Source organism: Pararhodobacter zhoushanensis (assembly GCF_003990445.1).
Lineage (GTDB): Bacteria > Pseudomonadota > Alphaproteobacteria > Rhodobacterales > Rhodobacteraceae > Pararhodobacter > Pararhodobacter zhoushanensis.
In genome coordinates, this window is the sequence record NZ_REEZ01000008.1 from 129,856 (window position 1) to 148,024 (window position 18,169).

An 18,169-nucleotide genomic window follows, 5' to 3' on the forward strand; every position below is an offset into this window, starting at 1 on the left:
ACCCGCTATTTCCTGATCAGGTTGCCGTGAAGAAATCATGGCTTTCATTCAAACTGCTGCGGCCCTCGGCCAGCGGCCCGGGATGGGTTTGTCCGCGGACAACGCTCTCCCCGAGCGTCACATCGTTGTCGAACTGCTCAGAAGCGCGGCGCCGCTACTGGGATTGAAACCAGCCGTCCTGGCAACACTGGAAGCGATGTTGTCGTGCCTTGCACCCAAGCGCACGCATCACACTGTGTTCGCCTCGAACGCCACCCTCGCCTTCCGGCGCAACGGATTGTCAGACCGCACGATCCGTCGTCACGCCGCACTCTTGCAAGAGTATGGGCTTTTGCTGCGCAACGACAGCCCTAACAAGAAACGCTATTCGCGCCACTCAAGCGCCGACGGTGCCACGCTGCGCTTCGGCTTTGACCTGACGCCGCTGTTCGACCGGCTGCAGCACATTGCCCATTTGGCAGCCCAAGCCGAACAACAGCGCGAACGACTTGCCTATCTTCGCTGCAAGCTGCGCAGCGCGGCGCAGGATGCCTTGCTCCGTAATGCCGAAGACGCTGTTGCTTTGGACAGCCTTAAAGCGCTGCGCCGCAAACTGACCGCCGAAGACTGCGAAGCATTGCTGAGTGCGCTGAATCCCGTGCCTGCGGAAGGCCGTGAAGATCCCGCGCAACAGCCCCCTTTGTCCGCCAGCGACGGTCAATTTGTCCGCCACTATCAGAAGTCAAATAAAGAAATTACTGAAAGAAAGAGCGCTGAGAACGGCGCAAAATCCGAACACAGCGCTGACCCTCAAGACCTGAGCGTAAACGATCTGGTGCAAGCCTGCCCTGAAGCGGCGCAATTCGCACAGGCCCCGGTCCGAACCACGCATGATGTGGTCACCCATGCCAGAGTTCTTGCCCCCATGCTGGGTATTGACGCCGCAAGTTACCACGCCGCGCAGGACCGCATTGGCCCCCTGGGTGCAGCCGTTACCGTTTGGGCGTTGGTGCAGCGGCATGACACAATCAGACGCGTCGGAGCCTATTTCCGTGCAATCACCAGCGGGGCGAAAAGCGACGGCTTCGACCCCTTCTCGCTTGTGCGTCGGATGCTGAGCAACGCAGCGGGAGCTGGCTGTGCTACGTGAAATTGTCCGCGGACAATGGAAACAGCGATGCCAATTCATCGGGTCTTCTGCGAAATCCTTGTGACGCAGCGAGATACGGACTGTGCCTCAGGGCCCTGTGGTGCTATCACCAGACGGTGCCTGAGACGCCAGCAAGAGGGCGCCCGGAACGCCCCCTTCCCTTCTGTTCACTGCGATAGTTCCGGCAGCCGGAACATAATTCCAATTCGGTTGACCACCCGAATTGCGCCACGCTACCTGTTGTCCGCGAACAGGGAGGAACCGTATGCGCTGGGTGGATGAACTGATCGACGGCAAGCCGGACAGCGATACTGCGATCATCGATCATGACGGCTCGATCTTGAGCTATGAGGCCCTCCGTGCTGAGATCACACGCGCTACACAAAGGTTGATTGCACAGGGTGTCGAACCCGGCGACCGCGTGTTGATCGTAGCGGAGAACTGTGCGCAGCTGGCTATCGGTTTTCTTGCTACTACGCGCCTGCGGGCCTGGTGCATTCCGGTGAATGCACGTGTCACGGCCAACGAACTTGATGCCATTCGCAGCCATGCGACGCCCCGGGTCACGCTTTTTACCACCGCAGTATCACCTGACGCACAAACCCATGCCGACCGTCTGGGCGCCACGCAGCAGGCGCCGGACTGGACAGCGCTTACCGACTCGACTGTCGTCCCCGAGCCTGTTTTCGACACGCCTGCCCGGCAGGTTGCGGCGATGGTCTATACCTCGGGGACAACCGGCGCACCCAAGGGTGTGATGCTGTCGCACCAAAGTCTTGTCTTCAACGCTACCGTCTCTGCCCGCACCCGGCATTTTGCCCCCGGCGACACGCTGATCCTGACGCTGCCCTGTACCCACATCATGGCGCTGTCGACGTCGCTGCTTGCGGGGCTGAGCGGTGGTGCGACGATCCGCTTTCTGGCCCGCTTTACCGTCGACGCGCAACTGCGCGAGTTGGCAGAGGGCGGGACGGTCATGTCGGTCGTGCCACAGATCTTTGACCAGCTGTTGCGCAAGCTGGATGCGGACAACGCCGCCCTCACCGCGCCCCGCTTGCGAATGATCGGCTGCGGTGGCGCGCCTCTGGACCCGGCGTTGAAAGCCCGGGTGGAAGCGCGCTTTGGCCTGACGCTTCAAAACGGCTATGGGCTGACCGAGGCCGGGCCGGGCGTTTCCTCGACAATCTACGGACCGCCACGCAGCGATGGCTCCATCGGTTACGTTTACCCCGAGTGCGCGGTGCAGATTGATGCGCCCGACGGGGATGGGGCAGGGGAGCTGCTCTTTCGCGGGCCGGGTGTGATGCTGGGGTACTACCGCAACCCGCAGGCCACGGCTGAAGTGATGACCGAAACCGGATACCTGCGCACCGGCGATCTGGCGCGGATCGACCCGGACGGCGCGCTGCATCTGGTTGGGCGGAAGAAGGAGCTGATCGTCCGCTCAGGCTTCAACATCTACCCGCCCGAGGTCGAGGCGGCGCTGATGTCCTGTCCGGGTGTGCTGCAAGCCGCCGTGGTGGGGCGCACCCATGCGGGCAATGAAGAGGTGTTGGCCTTTGTCACGACCAATGGCTCGACCGACACTGCCACGATTGCGGCGCATCTGCGCCAGCACCTTGCGCCCTACAAACAACCCCAGCACATCACCATCGTAGCCGCGATGCCGATGACCTCGGCCGGAAAGATCCGCAAACCGGCGCTGGTCGAAGGCTTCTCGCCTTAGCGTCGGGTGATGACTTTGAAGGTGCCACTGGCGCGGGCGATGAGAACACCCGTTTCGTCGTGGATCTCGCCCTCGGAGAAATAGATCGACTTGCCACCACCGACGCGCCGGGCCTCACAAATCAACCGCGTGCCGCGCGGTTGTGCCAGATAGCTGACATTCAGGTTCAGTGTAACCGAGGGTCGGAACGTGTCGGGGTTTCCCTCCCAGCAGCCGGAGGATCCCAGTGTGGTGTCAAGGATCGAGGCATAGACGCCGCCGTGGGGAATACCCATCGGGTTCAGCAGATGCGGGCCGATGTCCAGCTCGAAGCGTGCATAGCCGTCGGAATAGCCGGTCTTGCGTGCGCCGATCAGGCCCATGAAACCGCGGGCGCTGCTGGGGTAGGGGGAGATGTCGTCAGGCATGGGGCGTGGGTCTCAGGCTAAGGGTCTGGGCCGCGCGCAACAGACGCGGCGCGTATTGATCGATCAGGGTGTCGGCAGGGTTGAGGAACCCGAAACCGCCAACATTGAGCGCATACTGCGATTGCCCCTGCTCAGGGCGAACGGGCGCAGCGATGCCGTTGATCTCTTTGCGCCATTCCCCGAACGAGGTACAGAACCCATAGCGCGCGAAATCCTCGCGCGCACGGGCCAGCCCGTTTTTCAGCCGCGCGTGATCTGCGACATCGGCGCGGCGCAGCGCGTCCTCGAGCAGCGACTCCTGTTTGTCCACGGACAATCCCATCAGGCTGGCACGTCCGATCGAGCTGTGAAACAGCGGCACCTGCGCGCCCAGATGAAAGATCATCGATACCGAATTCGGTGAACGGTGGGTGGCAAGATAGACCACCGACTGCCCGAAGCGTTCCCCCAGGGCGGCGGCTACGTTGGGGTTGTCTCCCCGGCAGATGTCGGCAAGTTCCAACTGCGCGCGGTCTTTCAGCTCCATCCCGGCAAGCACGCCGTGACCCAGTGTCAGCACGCCGGGGCCAAGCCGATAAGCGCCGCCCGGTTCGGCTTGCACCAGATAGCCCAGCTTGCACAGCGTGTAGGTCAGCCGCGTCACCGTCGCTTTGGGCAGGCCGGTGCGGCTGGCGAAGCTCTGATTGGACAGGGTGATCTCATTCGGGCGAAAGGCTCGCAGCAGGGCCAGCCCGCGCGACAGCGCGACGACGAACTTGGGGTCGCTGGCGTCGTCCATCGGATCGTCTTCAGGATCGGTCACGCGGCCTCCGGTGTTGTTTCGCATATCAGAATAACGTTCCGATCAGCGGGACGCAATGTCGACGCCGTGTGTGTCGTCGTCTCGCATCCGTATCGTCAGGTTATCCCGTCCGACCCATGCGCCGCAGTGGTCGCAGGCATAGCGCGCGCGCAGGATGGAGCCGCAGGCGTGGACCCGCAGATCGGGGGGAGGGTGGCCGTCGTTGCACCAGCGATCCCCCCAGTCGGCGATAGCCAGCAGCAGCGGGTAGAAACCCTCGGCCCGTGGCAGGACCGAGTAGAGCAGCTTGCGGCCCTGCGCCTCTTCGGCCACCAGACCCAGCTCCTTGAGCTTGTCCAGCCGGTCGCGCACCACACTGGTTCCCAGCGCCAGTTCCTGCACGATGGCGAGCATGTGGCGCGGGCCCTGAAACAGCAGATAGAGGATCTCGTTGCAGGGCAGATCGCCGACCAGCGAGGCCGCGACCGTTCCCGCCTCTTGCGAGGTCGCAGCGGTGAAGCTGGCGTCATTGCGCCGGGCAAGGCGCGGGCGCGGCTCGGCCTCGATCTGTTCGGGCTGGGTCCGGTGAATTGCGACAGTGCCGCTCGTTACGGGCTCGCGGCACTCAGAGCAGCGCCAGGTCGCGCCGATGACGTGGCCGCAGTCCTTGTGCACGATGTCGAAGGGCAGGATGTCGGCGCCGCCGGGATTGGCCTGATGCCAGAGCCAGATCGCATACATCGCGTCCTGCAGGTCCAGCGCCTTGGCAGTGGGGGCGTAGTCCAGTGTGGCCTGACCGGGGCCGATGAACCGGCGGTACATCATCTGCTCGCGGCACAGATGCGCCAGTCGCAGGGACAGGGTTTGCCGGGGAATGTTCAGAGCGCGCTGAAAGGCGCTGAAGCGGCGGGTGCCGTTGAACGCCTCTTTCAGGATCAGCATGGTCCAAGGATCGCCCAGCACCCTCAAGGCCCTGAGCAGAGCCGTCGCGGGGGGGCCGCTGGTTTCGGGGGCAGGGGGGGCAGTATCCACGGGCCGCATCCTTTTCGCGCGACCCAAGCACGGCGCGCCGGCGATGGCAACCAGCCCCCCTGATCCGCGCTCAGTCACGCCAGATGTCAGCCCCGTCGATCCATGTCGTGTGGAACCCGATGGTGATCCGACGGGGGATCTTTACCTTGGCGATCGGCTTGGTGATGTCATCGGCATCGAAGATCAGACAGGCCGAGGACCAGTCGTTTGAATCGGTGATGAAGGTCACCGGATAGGCTTTGCCGTCCTTGCCCGCACCGCGCGCCGGGGCAACCGGGGCTTCGGACCCATAGACCCCCGCGCCATAGCTGTATTCCTGCGTGGCCCCGGTTTCGAGGTCATAGCGCACCATGCCGTTGAAGGTCTGGCAGCGCCCCTCAAGCGAGCCTTCCTGCGGGATCGGGATCAGCTGGTTGAACGAATACCGCGTCTTGTGGCCGACAGCATGGGCGTTGACGGTCGGGAATTCGGTGTTGCGATCATCCATCGCGCCTTCGCTCACCACGCCGGTCTTGGTGTTGAAGCTCCAGCGGTACAGGATATGCGTGCGGCGGCGGTAGGACATCATCGACGCAAGGTGATGATCGGCGGGGTCTTTCACCGGCATCGGATCTTCCTGCCGGCACCCGATCATGTGGACCCAGTCGCCTTCTTCCCAGCTGTTGGCGATGTGCAGGATGTAGCAGGGCTCGGCCTCGAACCACTGCACTTTTGTCGAGCGGCCAAAGCGGTCGATCAGCCCGAAGCGCGCGGGCTGGTCGCGGTGAAAGCCCATCACGCGGCGGCCGTGTTTCTTGAGCAGGTCGACGTCGTGGTAAAAGGGCAGGTCATGCAGGATCGCGTAATTCTCGGTCAGGCCCATGTCATGGGGCGAGCGCGGCCCGGCGAGGTCGATGTCGATGTCGAAATTCAGCGAGCCATCGGCATTGGCCATGCCGTAAGACATATAGGGCGGCTCGTCCTGATAGTTGAAGAAAAACATCTGCTTGGTGAACGGGTCGGTCTTTGAATGCGCCGACACCGAATGGTGCAGCTTGCCGCCCAGCGTCTCGCGGCCAACGGTTTCCAGCGTCAGCGGATCGACCTTGTAGGGATCGCCGGACATGTACCAAAGCGACAGGATGTTGCCGTTGAAAAAGATCACATCGGTGTTCGACACGTCCTTGATCGGCGAGCCGGGCAGGCGGAAATCATAAGGCCCGGCCAGCCCCGGCCAGATCGCCTTGCCCGCCTTGTCCTCGACGATAAACGCGCCGTTGCGCAGGTATTTCTGTTTGAACGTCGCCTTGCCGTCGCGGAAATAGATGGCCCGCAACTGCGCGTCACCATCGTAGTAATGGTACTTGCTGTTGACCGGCTCGAACCGCTGCGAGGGGCCGTTCATCACGTACGCGCCGTTCAGATCGGCGGGGATTTCGCCCTCGACCTCAAGATCCTCGGCCTCGTACTCGATATCGGTCGGTGCGAAAGCGCCGTGCAGATAGGGGTGGTCGTATTTCCAGATCCAGTCGGGCGCGTCGGGCGGCGGGGTGCCATCAGGAGCGTACATGCGCACATTCGCGGTGGTGACGGCGAGATCGGGCTCGTGGGACATGGGGCGCTCCAATGTTTACTTAACTAGACCGATATTGCGGCAATGGCGCGGTGAGTCAAGGAATTCGTCGCTCATCTAGACCGGAATCTGGCAATTGGGCCGCGTTCTACGGTGGAATGCGTTGTGTAGGACTGGGAAGCCAGCCGATTCCCGGTGCTTTTGTTCCGCAAAGCAAAACATCATTTTGAAATTATGGATTCTTGCTTGACCGATCCACAATTGGTGGTCTAGCAATTCAGTCAACGGGAGGATGTCAACAATGCTGCAACTGGTCTGCTTGCCGGGACTGCTGTGCGACGCAGGAATTTATGCGCCGGTTCTGGCGGATCTGGCCATGCCTGCGCAGTCGCTGGACCTGCCCGCGCTTGATTCGTTTGAGGCGCTGGTCGAGCAGATCACCGCGCAGCTGCCCGAGCAGGCCGTGCTGGTCGGCATGTCGATGGGAAGCTATCTGGCGCTGGCCGTGGCGCGGCGTGCCCCAGAGCGGGTCAAGGGGCTGGTGCTGATCGGCACCAACGCTGCCGCCGACACCCCGCGCGGGGCTGCCCTGCGCGGCAAGGTCGCCGCCTGGGCCGCGCGCGAAGGGATCGACGCGCTGGCGGCCTCCATCGCCGATGGCATGCTCTCAACCACGCGCCGTGACGACGCGGACTTGCGGGGGGCGATCCTGCGGATGGCGACAGGGCAGGGGCTGGACACCTTCACCCGGCACCAGACCGCCCTCGCCGCGCGTCCCGACCAAACCGCCGCGCTGGCCGACATCACCTGCCCCGTTCTGGTCCTGACCGGGGCCGAGGATACCGTCACCCCGCCCGACGCCGGGCGCGCGGTGGCTGAGGGTGTGCCGCAGGGCCAGTTCATTCTGCTCGACGGGATCGGCCATATGCCGGTGCTCGAGCGCCCCGACCTTGTGGCGCAACATATCCGCGCCTTCGTCACGACCCGACTGCCGCAGGAGGAACGCGCGCAATGACTTTGAAAGACCGGCTCGCCGCGCTGCGTGTTCCCGCCTTTGCGGCCCCGATGTTTCTGGTTTCCAACCCCGATCTGGTGGTCGCCTGCTGCAAGGCGGGCATCGTCGGCAGCTTTCCGGCCCCCAACCTGCGTACCAGCGAAGAACTGGGCGTCTGGTTGGGCGAGATCCGCAGCCGCGTGACCGACGCTGACGCGCCTTGGGCGCTGAACCTTGTCACCCATTCCACCAGCCCGCGCCTGCCGGGCGATCTGGAGCAGGTCGCCGGCCACCAGCCGCCCATCGTCATCACTGCACTGGGCAGCCCCAAGCCGGTGATCCAGACCGTTCACGCCTATGGCGGGCTGGTGTTCGCCGATGTCATCTCAGTCGAGCTGGCGCGCAAGGCGGCCGATGCGGGGGCGGACGGGCTGGTGCTGGTCTGCTCCGGGGCAGGGGGCCATACCGGCGATCTCAGCCCGATGGTGTTTGTCGAGCGGGTGCGCCAGTTCTTCGACGGCTATATCGCGCTGGCAGGGGCCATTAACACCGGCGAGGCGCTGTTGGCCGCGCAGGTTCTGGGCGCGGATTTCGGCTATCTTGGCACGACGTTTCTGGCGGCTGAGGAAAACACCGCCTCGCCGGAATACAGGCAGATGTGCATCGTCTGCTCGGCCACGGATCTGCTGGTCTCGCGCGCCTTCACCGGCGCGCGCGCGTCGATGCTCAAGCCGTCGATGGTAGCCAAGGGGTTGGACCCGGCAGAGCTGGAATTCAAGGTCGCGAAGCTTAACTTCACCGGCCGCAAGGACGAGGCGGTCAAGCCGTGGTCCGGCATTTGGGGCGCGGGGCAGGGGGTTGGCCGGATTGAACGGGTCGAACCAGCCGCTGTCATCATCGACCGGCTGGTCGCGGAATATGACGCGGCGCGCACCCGGACGCGGGAGCTGTGCGCATGAGCGTGTTTTCCGCCTCTGACCGCGCCCGTTTCCGGGCCGAAGGGCATTGGGGCGACGTGACCCTGCCCGCGATGTTCGCGGCCACCTGCGCGCGGGTGCCTGACCGGCTGGGGCTGGTCGATGCCCCCAACCGCGCCGAGATTTTCGAGGGCGCACCGCAGCGCCTGACCTACGCGCAGATGCAGGTTGAGGTCGACCGCTACGCCGCCATCCTGCAAGCGCGCGGCATCGGCCCCGGCTCGCTGGTGGCGACGCAATTGCCCAATATCGCCGAGCTGGTGCTGCTCTATCTGGCGATCTCGCAGGTCGGCGCGGTGCTCAGCCCGATCTCGATGGCCTACCGCTCGGCTGAATTGCGCGACCTGTCGCAGGTGGCAGAGTTCGACGCCTATATCTCGGTCGGCCAGCTGCGCGGTCAGGCGTTCTACGCCGAGCGTCTGGAGGCGCTGCCCGCGCATGTGCAGCGGCTCGGGCTGGGGCAGGGTCTGCCCGAGGGTGTGTTCCGGCTGGACACGGCGCAGGCGGGCGATCCCGCGCCGGTGCCGCTGGACGCGGATGATCTTTACGCCGTCTTCTGGACCTCGGGCACCGAGGGTGTCCCCAAGGCCGTGCCCAAGACCCACAACAACCTGATGTCCAGCTCTCTGGGCGCGTGGCGGCTGCTGGGTCTGCCCGACGGCGCAAATGTGCTGGCCCCGTTCCCCTTTGTGAATGCTGCGGCCGTTGGTGGCCTGATGATGTGCTGGATGCGCACGGCGGGTGCCATGATCCTGCATCATCCGTTCGATGTGAACGTCTTCCTGACCCAGCTGAAGACCGAAGACATCACCTATACGATGGTCGCGCCCACCGTGCTGGTCTATCTGCGCGAGCAGGCGCAAGACCCCGATCTGCACCCGGCACTGAACCGGTTGCAGGCCATCGGCACCGGCTCGGCCCCGCCCGATCCTGAGGTTTTCGTGTTCTTTCAGGACCGTTTCGCCATCCCCATCGTCAATTTCTTTGGCTCGAATGAGGGCGCGCAGATGTGTTCCTCGCAAGAGCGCATCCCTGATCCCCGCCAGCGCGCCAGCTTCTTTCCGCGCGACGGGGATGAGACATGGAAGCCCGCGCTGCGCACCGCCAATGGCGGCACCTTCAAGCTGGTCGATCCGGCGACAGGCGCGACGGTCAGCGAACCGGGCGCCTTGGGTGAGATGTATATTCAGGGGCCGACCCTGCTCCCCGGCTATTATTCGCGCAAGGGCATCGACCGCAGCAAGTTCACCGCCGATGGCTACCTGCCGACCGGCGATCTGTTCCAGATTTCCGAATGCGGTTCGCTGATCCGCTTTCACGCCCGGTCGCGCGAGTTGATCGTGCGCGGCGGGATGAAGATTTCGCCGGTCGAGCTGGACAATGTGCTGTCCGCATTGCCCGGCGTGCGCGAGGTGGCGGTTGCCGCCTATGCCGATCCGCAGATGGGCGAAAAGGTCTGCCTGTTCGCGGTGATGAGCCCCGGCCACACGCTCGACCTGCCCGCCGTGACCGCGTTTTGTGACCGGGCCGGGTTGGCCAAGTTCAAATGGCCCGAGCGGCTGGAACTGCGCGACGCCCTGCCGCGCACGCCGCTGGCGAAACTCGACCGCAAGGTGCTGGCCAAATGGCTGGCGCAACAAGGAGACATCCATGCCTGAGCCCGTTTACATCCTTGGGGGCGCGCAAACCGACTTTGCCCGCAACTGGGCCCGCGAAGGGCTGGGCATCGACGCGATGATGCGCGAGACGCTATTCGAGGGGCTTCAAAACGCCCGTCTGGAACCGCGCGATCTGCAATCGGTGCATGTCGGCAATTTCGTGGCCGAGCTGTTCTGCGGGCAGGGCCAACTGGGCGGCATGATCGCCTCGCTGCATCCCGATCTGTCGGGCATCCCCACTCAACGGCATGAGGCCGCTTGCGCATCGGGCTCGATGGCGATGCTGGCGGCGGCAGCAGAAATCGAGGCCGGGCGCTATGATCTGGTCGCGGTGCTGGGCGTCGAGTACATGCGCAACGTGCCCGGCCAGCGCGCCGCCGAGCATCTGGGCGCTGCGGCCTGGGCCGGCAAGGAATGGACCGACGCCACCTATGTCTGGCCCGCCGCCTTTGCCGATCTGATCGACGCCTACTCCGAGAAATACGGCCGGCTGAGCTATGACCACCTCGGCGAGATCGCGCGCATCAACTACGCCAACGGCAAGCGCAATCCCTATGCCCAGACCCGCAAATGGGAATTCACCGAGGCCAGTTTCAAGGAAGACGACACCGCCAACCCGGTGATCGAAGGCCGCGTGCGCCGCAACGATTGCGGGCAGGTGACGGACGGCGCGGCGGTGGTGTTTCTCGCCTCGGCCACCCGCGCGGCGGCATACGCGAAAGAGCGCGGGCTAAGGCTGTCCGACCTTGCGAAAATCGACGGCTGGGGCCACCGCACCGCGCCGATGATGCTGTCGGAAAAGCTGGCGGAAAGCCGCAATGACCGTTTCGTGCTGCCGCATGTGAATAAGGCGATCCGCGAGAGCTTCACGCGGGCGGGCATTGACAGCCCGTTCCAGCTGGACGCGATTGAGACCCATGATTGCTTTGCGATGACCGAATATGCGGCCATCGACAGCTATGAAATCACCGCCCCCGGCGAAAGCTGGAAGGCCGTCGAAGAGGGCGTCATCGCCCCCGGTGGACGGCTGCCGATCAACCCCTCGGGCGGATTGATCGGGCTGGGGCACCCGGTGGGTGCCACCGGCGTGCGGATGATGCTCGACGGCTACAAGCAGGTCACCGGCCAGGCAGGGGAGTGCCAGGTCGAGGGGGCGCAGCGCGTCGGCTTGCTGAATATCGGCGGATCGACCACCACGATCGCGTCGTTCGTCGTGAGACGGGGAGCATAACCCCGCGCACGATCCATTACTTTGACACCAGGGAGGAAACCAATGTTGAAGAAAAACCTGACCGGCGCTGCCGCCGGAGTAGCGCTTGGCCTGATGGGCTCGGCTGCCGGGGCCCGCGATCTGGCCTTTGCCGTGTTCGTTCCCGCCGCCTCGCCCAGCGTGCAGAGCATCTACCAGCCGTGGGTGGACTGGTTCAACGCCGAGGCCGCAGCCGATGACGTTCAAATCACCCTTTACGCGGGCGGCACGCTGGGCCGCAACCCGCTGGCACAGGCGCAGATGGTCGCCGATGGCGTCGCCGATCTGGCGCTGACGGTGCCGTCCTACACGCCGGGCGTGTTCCCCGATTTCGACATGTTCGAGCTGCCGGGCTTTGCCAACAACACCCGCGAAGGCTCGCTGGCCGCGCTGGAGCTGCACCAAGAGGGGCTGCTGCACGGGTACGAGAATTACTACGTCGTCGCGATGTACACCTCGGGCGCGTATATGATCCACACCCGCGAGCCGATCGAAAGCGTCAGCAACCTGAACGGCACGCGCCTGCGCGTCGCCGGGCAGATCCAGACGGCGGTGGTCGAGGCTCTGGGTGGCGTGCCGCAAAGCATGAGCGCGGGCGAGATGGCCGAGAACATCGACCGCGGCCTGATTGATGGCGCGATGACCGATGCCTCGGTCGCCCGCACCTTCCGCGTCGCCGATGTGGCGCCCAACCACTATGACGCCAATCTGGGTGTGCTGGTCTTCACCATCGTGATGAACCGGGGCGTGTATGACTCGCTGCCCGATCACGTCAAGGATCTGCTGGCGCAGAGCGGCCAGTTCATCGCGGACCGCCAGATCGATAGCTACGGTCCGGCAATTGAGACCAACATGCAGGCGTGGGAAGCCGACGCGGCGCATACGCTGGTCATCCCCACCGACGCCGAGCGGGCAGAGATTGCTACCCGCGTGCAGCCGGTCATCGATCAGGTTGCCGCCGCTGCGACCCCCGGTCTGATCGAGGCGTATGAGGCCAAGCTGGAAGACATCCGCAGCCGCTAATCCCGACACGGGGCCGGGACAAACCCCGGCCCCACCCTTTTGCCAAAGCGGAGGCGCGCCTTGCAACGCATCGAACGGCATTTCCTTTTCCTGACCCGGGCCGCCGCCATTCTCGGCGTGTTCTTCCTGTTGCTGGTCGCGGGTCTGTCCGTCGTGGACATCCTTGTGCGCGAAGCTACCGGCCGCCCGATCCGGGGCGCGGCGGACATCGCCAGCCTGCTCACCATCATCATCATTGCCTCGTGCTTTCCGGCCGGGTTGCTCGAGCGCCGCCAGATCAAGGTGACCTTTCTGGGCGCGATGATGCCCGGCATGGTCAACCGCGCGCTTGAGGTTTTCGGCGCGCTGATGACCGCGCTGATGTTTCTGGCCATCGCCTATTACGTCACGCTCCACGCGCAGCGGGTCACCGCCAGCGCCGAATATTCGATGGTGCTGAACATGCCCATCGCGCCGTGGTGGTGGGTTGCCACCGGGTGCTTCTGGCTCTGCGTTCCGGCGCAGTTTTTCGTCACGGTTGCCGAGATCCTCGGCCACCCCACGCAGGAACATGAGGCCTGATATGGAACCGTATATCGTTGGCCTGATCGGCATGGGGCTGATGCTGCTCCTGATCCTGCTGCACGTCCCCATCGGCGTCGCCATGGGCATCGCCGGCGTTGCCACCTTCGGCATGATCCGGGGTAACCTGACCCCCGCGCTGACGCTGTTCGGGGTTGAGACCGTCAGCAAGGTCGGCAGCTCGGAACTGGCGGTAATCCCGCTCTTCCTGCTGATGGGGAGTTTTGCCACCGTCGGCGGCTTGTCGGCGGACCTGTACCGCATCGCCTATGCGCTGATCGGCCATATCCGGGGCGGTCTGGCTGTGGCGACGATTGGCGGATGCGCCGGGTTTGGCGCGATCTGCGGCTCGTCCGTGGCGACGGCCAGCACGATGACCCGCATCGCCCTGCCCGAGATGATGAAGCGCAATTATTCCGAGCGTCTCGCCACCGGCTCTATCGCGGCGGGCGGCACGCTGGGGATGCTGATCCCGCCGTCGATCATTCTGGTGCTTTACGGCGTGCTGACCGAACAGTTCGTCAAGACGCTGTTCGTCGCCGCCCTGATCCCTGCCGTTCTGGCCGTGGCGCTGCATGTGATCACCATCCTGATCCTGGTGCGTCGCAATCCCGATCTGGCCTCGACGGGTGAGCGACAGCCGTGGTCCGAACTGGGCCGCGCGCTGCGCAGCGGCTGGACGGCGGTGGCGCTGATGATCGTGGTGACGGGCGGGATCTATGCCGGGATCTTCTCGGTCAACGAATCCGCTGCGGTGGGGGCATTTCTGGCTTTCCTGATCGCGCTTTTCCGGGGTCGCCTGACGCTCAAGGGCTTCTGGAGCGCCCTGCAGGAAACCGCCGCGACGACGTCGATGATCTACCTGATGACCATCGGTGCCTCGATCTTCACCTACGCGGTCACCATCTCGGGCCTGCCGGAGATGCTGGTCGACGGCATCCGCGATACGGGTCTGCCGGGGATCTGGGTCGTGGTGCTGTTGATGATCATGTACCTGATCCTCGGCTCGATCTTCGAGACGATCTCGTCGATGGTGATCACCATCCCCTTCGTCTTTCCGCTGATCCTGAGCTATGGCTATGACCCGATCTGGTGGGGCGTGCTGACAGTGATGGTGATCGAGATCGGTATGATTACCCCGCCGATCGGCATGAACGTCTTCGTCATGAAGGCGATGTTGCCCAAGACCAAGCTGTCGACGATCTATGCCGGGGTGGCACCCTTCATCGTGGCCGACATCCTGCGGCTGGCGATTCTTGTCGCCTTCCCGGCCCTGTCGCTGTTTTTGGTAAACATGTTCAACCTGCCGCGCTGAGGGGCGCGGCGGCGGTGCTGAACCGGCGGTGCGATCCGGGGGAAAAAGCCGGTTGATATGTCTCGTGGCTCATAATTTTCATGAGAATTTATGCGCTTCGCTCATATTGACCGCATCCCCTGCGTCGCCCATCTTCGCGCGCAGACACAGGGCCGCACCCGTGCGCGCCTGACCTGCATTCCCGCAGCACCCTGATTTTCGCCCTGACGCTCTGACGGCGGGGCGCATGTTTGCACAAGGCATCGCCATGACCCAGTCTTCCCTCACCAATCCCCGCCGCGCCCCGTATCGCGCTGACCATGTCGGCTCGCTTTTGCGCCCCGCCGCCGTGCAGCAGGCCCGGTCCGCCCATCTGCCGCCCGCCGAACTCCGCGCGATCGAGGATCAGGGCATCCGCGAGCTGGTCGCTCTGCAAAAGGCCACCGGCCTCAAGGTTTTCACCGATGGCGAGGCGCGCCGCGCCTTCTGGCACTATGATTTCATGGGCCTGCTGACCGGACTGGACATGAAGACCTCGACCCGCTCGCTCGACTTCAAGACCGAGCACAAGACCCCGCCGATCGAAGCCCATCTGACCGGCCCGCTGGATTTCCCGGCGGATCACCCGATGCTGGAGCATTTCACCTTTCTCAACGGGTTGCTGAAGCCCGCTGACGGTATCGCGAAAATCTCGATCCCCGGCCCCTCGGCCTGCCATTTCCGTATGGAGCCCGAGAACATCGACTACGCGCCCTACCGCGATGAGGCGCTGATGGTTCAGGACATCGCCAAAACCTACAAGAAAGCCGTGCAGGCGTTTTATAACGCGGGTTGCCGCTATCTGCAGCTGGATGACATCTTCTTCGCGTACCTCGCCGACCCTAAACAGCGCCAAATGCGGCTGGCCAAGGGGCAAGACCCTGACAAGCTGATCGAGACCTACGCCTGGATGCTCGAGGAAGCGATCAAGGACCGGCCAGCCGATATGGTGATCGGGATGCACATGTGCCGGGGCAACTTCCGCTCGTCGCATGTGGCCGAGGGTGGCTATGATCTGGCCGCCGATGCGATCTTCAACCGCACGTCGGTGGATGTCTATTTCATGGAATACGACACCGACCGCGCTGGCGGGTTGGAGCCGCTCAAGCTGCTGCCCAAAGGGCACAAACGGGTGATGGCCGGGTTCATCACCACCAAGACAGGCGAGCTGGAAAGCGCGGACTGGCTGAAATCCAAGTTCGACGAGGCATCGAAATACGTCGATCTGGATCAGCTGGGCATCGCACCGCAATGCGGCTTTGCGTCGACCGAGCATGGCAATGCGATCACCGAGGACGACGAAAAGCGCAAGCTGGAACTGGTCGTGCAGACCGCGCAGGCGATCTGGGGCGAGAACTGACCTCAGCCGCAGGTGATGTGAAAGGCGAGCCCAGAGCGGGCTCGCCTTTTTGCATTCCAGCGCGGCGACGGCGGACAGGTGCATCATGCGCGCAACCGATGCGGGCCAGAGACAGGCATGCCTGTATACCACCGGCGAGAGCCTGCCTTACGGTTGCCCAGGTGCTGGAGCCCCGTCTGACAGGCGTTGGGGCGGGTTGTAACCGTCGGCGTCATGAGCGCGAGAGACGCCCGGCACCGATACCGACAGGCACGGGGTGCCTTCTTTCGGAAGTGGCAATCCGCGCGGTCGAATGGGGTTTCCGCGCAACACCGCGTCCGGCGCACCGCACGCCAAGGCTTGACCCCCCGTCCCGCCGGTCCTATGCGCGCGGCAGCTAGGCTTCGTGCGAAACCCCGCCAGAACTCAATTCAGTTTCGGGGCACGCATGAACTATTCCACCCTTTCCGTTTTGGCGCTGTTCGCCGGTCTTGGCACACCGCTTGCTGCGCAGACCGCAGGTCCGGTGCAGCCGGGAACTACCTTTCTGGGTACGATCCGCATCGACAGCCGCGAGGCGCAGGCGGTGCTGGGCAATTCCGAGATCACGCAAGACGAGATCGAGGCGCTCAACGCCGACTCGATCCGCGATGTCTTTGCCGGGCAGTCGGCGATTCAGGCCAGTGGCGGCGCGTCGATTGCCACGAATGTCTTCGTCAACGGGTTGGAGGAAAGTCTGCTCGCCGTCACCATCGACGGGGCGCGCCAGAACAAATCGCCGTTCCACCATTCGGGCAACGTGCTGATCGACCCCGCGCTGCTGCGCCGGGTCGAGATCAGCGCGGGGCTTGCCCCCGCCGATGCCGGGGCCAATGCCACGGGCGGGTTGATCGCCTATGAGTTTGCCGATGCCAGCGACCTTCTGGCCCCCGGCCAGACCTTCGGTGGTCGTTTCACGCTGGGTGCAGGGTCGAACGGCGCGGGCATTCGCGCGGGACTGACGGTCTACGGGCTGGCGGGGCGGCTGGAATACCTGCTCAGCGCGACGCGGCAATCGGGTGATCACTACGACGACGGATCGGGCACCCCGGTTCTGGGCACCGAGCCCGAACTGCGCAACTATATGGCGCGCTTTGGCTACACCACCGACACCGGCAGTCGCCTGCGTTTCTCGGCCTCGCAGACCGAGGATACCGGCGAGCGGCTGGCGCAGGCCGGACCGGGCGGGCTGCTGTTCATCCGGCCCGATTTTGCCGGCGTTGTCGGTCGCCCCAGCGTGCTGGTGACGCCCTATTCGGGGCGCAGCTCGTACACGCTGACGTGGGAAGGGGCTGAGGATGGCGCCTATGACCCCGAGGTGCAGCTAAGCTACAACCAGCAGCAGCTCGACGGGATCGGCATCTGGGGCGAGAACACCAGCTTCAGCGGCTATGGCGAAAACGTCTTTCACCTGCCCAACGGCACCGTGACGGCGGGCGTCGATTTCTTCCGCGAGCGGGCGAATGGCTTTGGCCGGGGCACGGGTGCCTATGGCGACAGCGGGAACGAGCGTTTGTCGAGCATCGGGCTTTATGCCCAGTCGCGTCAGGATCTGACCGATCGCGTCTCGGTTTCCTATGGCGCGCGTTATGACTGGCAGCGGTTCACCGGGGCCGATGGCACCGAGTTCCGCGACAGCGGTGCCAGCGTCAACGCTTCGCTCGACTATATCCTCAGCGACACGCTGACCTTCAACGCGGGTGCCGCCTCGACCTTTGGCGGGTTCGAGCTGGGTGAGGCAGCGCTGATCAATTTCGGCGGGGCGTGGGACTACACCGGCTTTCGCGCTTCGCAATCGCGCGCCGCACGGGTGGGTCTGCGCTATCAGGAAGGGCGCTGGACCGCATCGGGCGCGCTGTTTTACACGGAAATCAACAACATCGCCGCGGTGCTGCCGGAATCGGGTGCGCGGGGTCAGTTGACGGATGTGGTAAGCCGGGGGGTCGACACCTCGTTCGGCTATGAGGGCGATCGCCTCTATGCGCGGGTGAACCTGACCTATGCCGATGTGCAGGCCAATGGCAGCGACATCGCCACGACCGCCTATTATCTGGGCCGCCCGGTGGGCAGCCTTGCCGGGCTGGAACTGGGCTATACGCTGAACGACCAGTGGACGGTCGGCGGCTCGGCTCAGGTGGCGTTCGAGAACGCGCTCGAGACCGTGACCCTGCCCAGCTATGAGGTGGTGAACCTTTTCGCGACATGGCGTCCGGCGCAATACAGCGGTTTGCAGGTGCGTTTCGACGTCGAGAACCTGTTCGACCGCACCTATGCCAGCCGCAGCTCGGACGGGATCGGCCTGCCGAACGTGGTGCCGCTGACCGAGCCGGGGCGCACCTTCCGCATCACTGCCGCACTGGAATTCTGAT

General features: G+C 64.2%; 15 protein-coding genes. 11 read left to right on the forward strand and 4 right to left on the reverse strand.

The window, feature by feature from the left end:
* Positions 1 to 37 precede the first annotated feature (37 nt).
* A complete protein-coding gene (gene repC, locus EAE28_RS16980) occupies positions 38 to 1,129 on the forward strand; it encodes a plasmid replication protein RepC (protein ID WP_127108441.1) in 1,092 nt (363 codons plus the stop codon).
* A gap of 265 nt (positions 1,130 to 1,394) precedes the next feature.
* Positions 1,395 to 2,855 (forward strand): class I adenylate-forming enzyme family protein, encoded by a 1,461-nt coding sequence (locus EAE28_RS16985; protein ID WP_127108443.1) that lies wholly within the window; start codon positions 1,395 to 1,397, stop codon positions 2,853 to 2,855.
* On the opposite strand, the gene EAE28_RS16990 is transcribed toward EAE28_RS16985, so the two are convergent.
* The 4 genes from EAE28_RS16990 to EAE28_RS17005 form a co-directional block, all read right to left on the reverse strand.
* A complete protein-coding gene (locus tag EAE28_RS16990) occupies positions 2,852 to 3,262 on the reverse strand; it encodes a PaaI family thioesterase (protein WP_127108445.1) in 411 nt (136 codons plus the stop codon). The two genes, EAE28_RS16985 and EAE28_RS16990, sit on opposite strands and share 4 nt — an antisense overlap.
* A complete protein-coding gene (locus tag EAE28_RS16995; RefSeq protein WP_246022414.1) occupies positions 3,255 to 4,064 on the reverse strand; it encodes an IclR family transcriptional regulator in 810 nt (269 codons plus the stop codon). Before EAE28_RS16995 ends, EAE28_RS16990 begins: the two co-directional genes overlap by 8 nt.
* Positions 4,065 to 4,106: 42 nt before the next feature.
* Positions 4,107 to 5,075, reverse strand: coding sequence for a winged helix-turn-helix transcriptional regulator (locus tag EAE28_RS17000; RefSeq protein WP_164736684.1), 969 nt, complete (start codon positions 5,073 to 5,075; stop codon positions 4,107 to 4,109).
* A gap of 70 nt (positions 5,076 to 5,145) precedes the next feature.
* A complete protein-coding gene (locus EAE28_RS17005; RefSeq protein ID WP_127108449.1) occupies positions 5,146 to 6,669 on the reverse strand; it encodes a carotenoid oxygenase family protein in 1,524 nt (507 codons plus the stop codon).
* 259 nt (positions 6,670 to 6,928) lie between these two features.
* On the opposite strand from EAE28_RS17005, the gene EAE28_RS17010 reads away from it, so the two are divergent.
* From EAE28_RS17010 to EAE28_RS17050, 9 genes are all read left to right on the forward strand, one after another.
* Positions 6,929 to 7,642 (forward strand): alpha/beta fold hydrolase, encoded by a 714-nt coding sequence (locus EAE28_RS17010; protein WP_164736685.1) that lies wholly within the window; start codon positions 6,929 to 6,931, stop codon positions 7,640 to 7,642.
* Positions 7,639 to 8,580, forward strand: coding sequence for an NAD(P)H-dependent flavin oxidoreductase (locus EAE28_RS17015; protein ID WP_127108453.1), 942 nt, complete (start codon positions 7,639 to 7,641; stop codon positions 8,578 to 8,580). The genes EAE28_RS17010 and EAE28_RS17015 overlap by 4 nt, the downstream gene beginning before the upstream one ends.
* On the forward strand, positions 8,577 to 10,256 hold the full coding sequence (locus EAE28_RS17020; RefSeq protein ID WP_127108455.1) for a class I adenylate-forming enzyme family protein: 1,680 nt from the start codon (positions 8,577 to 8,579) through the stop codon (positions 10,254 to 10,256). The genes EAE28_RS17015 and EAE28_RS17020 overlap by 4 nt, the downstream gene beginning before the upstream one ends.
* A complete protein-coding gene (locus EAE28_RS17025) occupies positions 10,249 to 11,487 on the forward strand; it encodes an acetyl-CoA acetyltransferase (protein ID WP_127108457.1) in 1,239 nt (412 codons plus the stop codon). Before EAE28_RS17020 ends, EAE28_RS17025 begins: the two co-directional genes overlap by 8 nt.
* 42 nt (positions 11,488 to 11,529) lie before the next feature.
* The gene (locus EAE28_RS17030) at positions 11,530 to 12,528 is read left to right on the forward strand and encodes a TRAP transporter substrate-binding protein (RefSeq protein WP_127108459.1); all 999 of its coding nucleotides are present in this window, start codon (positions 11,530 to 11,532) and stop codon (positions 12,526 to 12,528) included.
* A gap of 60 nt (positions 12,529 to 12,588) precedes the next feature.
* The gene (locus EAE28_RS17035; RefSeq protein WP_164736686.1) at positions 12,589 to 13,089 is read left to right on the forward strand and encodes a TRAP transporter small permease; all 501 of its coding nucleotides are present in this window, start codon (positions 12,589 to 12,591) and stop codon (positions 13,087 to 13,089) included.
* Between the two features lies 1 nt (position 13,090).
* The gene (locus EAE28_RS17040; protein ID WP_127108463.1) at positions 13,091 to 14,404 is read left to right on the forward strand and encodes a TRAP transporter large permease; all 1,314 of its coding nucleotides are present in this window, start codon (positions 13,091 to 13,093) and stop codon (positions 14,402 to 14,404) included.
* A gap of 247 nt (positions 14,405 to 14,651) precedes the next feature.
* Positions 14,652 to 15,782: a 5-methyltetrahydropteroyltriglutamate--homocysteine S-methyltransferase gene (locus EAE28_RS17045; protein ID WP_127108465.1), complete on the forward strand. Its 1,131-nt coding sequence runs from the start codon at positions 14,652 to 14,654 to the stop codon at positions 15,780 to 15,782.
* 427 nt (positions 15,783 to 16,209) lie between these two features.
* Positions 16,210 to 18,168, forward strand: coding sequence for a TonB-dependent receptor domain-containing protein (locus tag EAE28_RS17050; protein WP_127108467.1), 1,959 nt, complete (start codon positions 16,210 to 16,212; stop codon positions 18,166 to 18,168).
* The last annotated feature ends 1 nt before the right edge of the window (position 18,169 follow it).

Bases quoted from the DNA above. Each gene is read 5' to 3' on its own strand.
- repC (WP_127108441.1), top strand. From the start codon at position 38: ATGGCTTTCATTCAAACTGCTGCGGCCCTCGGCCAGCGGCCCGGGATG.
- EAE28_RS16985 (WP_127108443.1), top strand. From the start codon at position 1,395: ATGCGCTGGGTGGATGAACTGATCGACGGCAAGCCGGACAGCGATACT.
- EAE28_RS16990 (WP_127108445.1), bottom strand. From the start codon at position 3,262: ATGCCTGACGACATCTCCCCCTACCCCAGCAGCGCCCGCGGTTTCATG.
- EAE28_RS17005 (WP_127108449.1), bottom strand. From the start codon at position 6,669: ATGTCCCACGAGCCCGATCTCGCCGTCACCACCGCGAATGTGCGCATG.
- EAE28_RS17010 (WP_164736685.1), top strand. From the start codon at position 6,929: ATGCTGCAACTGGTCTGCTTGCCGGGACTGCTGTGCGACGCAGGAATT.
- EAE28_RS17015 (WP_127108453.1), top strand. From the start codon at position 7,639: ATGACTTTGAAAGACCGGCTCGCCGCGCTGCGTGTTCCCGCCTTTGCG.
- EAE28_RS17020 (WP_127108455.1), top strand. From the start codon at position 8,577: ATGAGCGTGTTTTCCGCCTCTGACCGCGCCCGTTTCCGGGCCGAAGGG.
- EAE28_RS17025 (WP_127108457.1), top strand. From the start codon at position 10,249: ATGCCTGAGCCCGTTTACATCCTTGGGGGCGCGCAAACCGACTTTGCC.
- EAE28_RS17030 (WP_127108459.1), top strand. From the start codon at position 11,530: ATGTTGAAGAAAAACCTGACCGGCGCTGCCGCCGGAGTAGCGCTTGGC.
- EAE28_RS17040 (WP_127108463.1), top strand. From the start codon at position 13,091: ATGGAACCGTATATCGTTGGCCTGATCGGCATGGGGCTGATGCTGCTC.
- EAE28_RS17045 (WP_127108465.1), top strand. From the start codon at position 14,652: ATGACCCAGTCTTCCCTCACCAATCCCCGCCGCGCCCCGTATCGCGCT.
- EAE28_RS17050 (WP_127108467.1), top strand. From the start codon at position 16,210: ATGAACTATTCCACCCTTTCCGTTTTGGCGCTGTTCGCCGGTCTTGGC.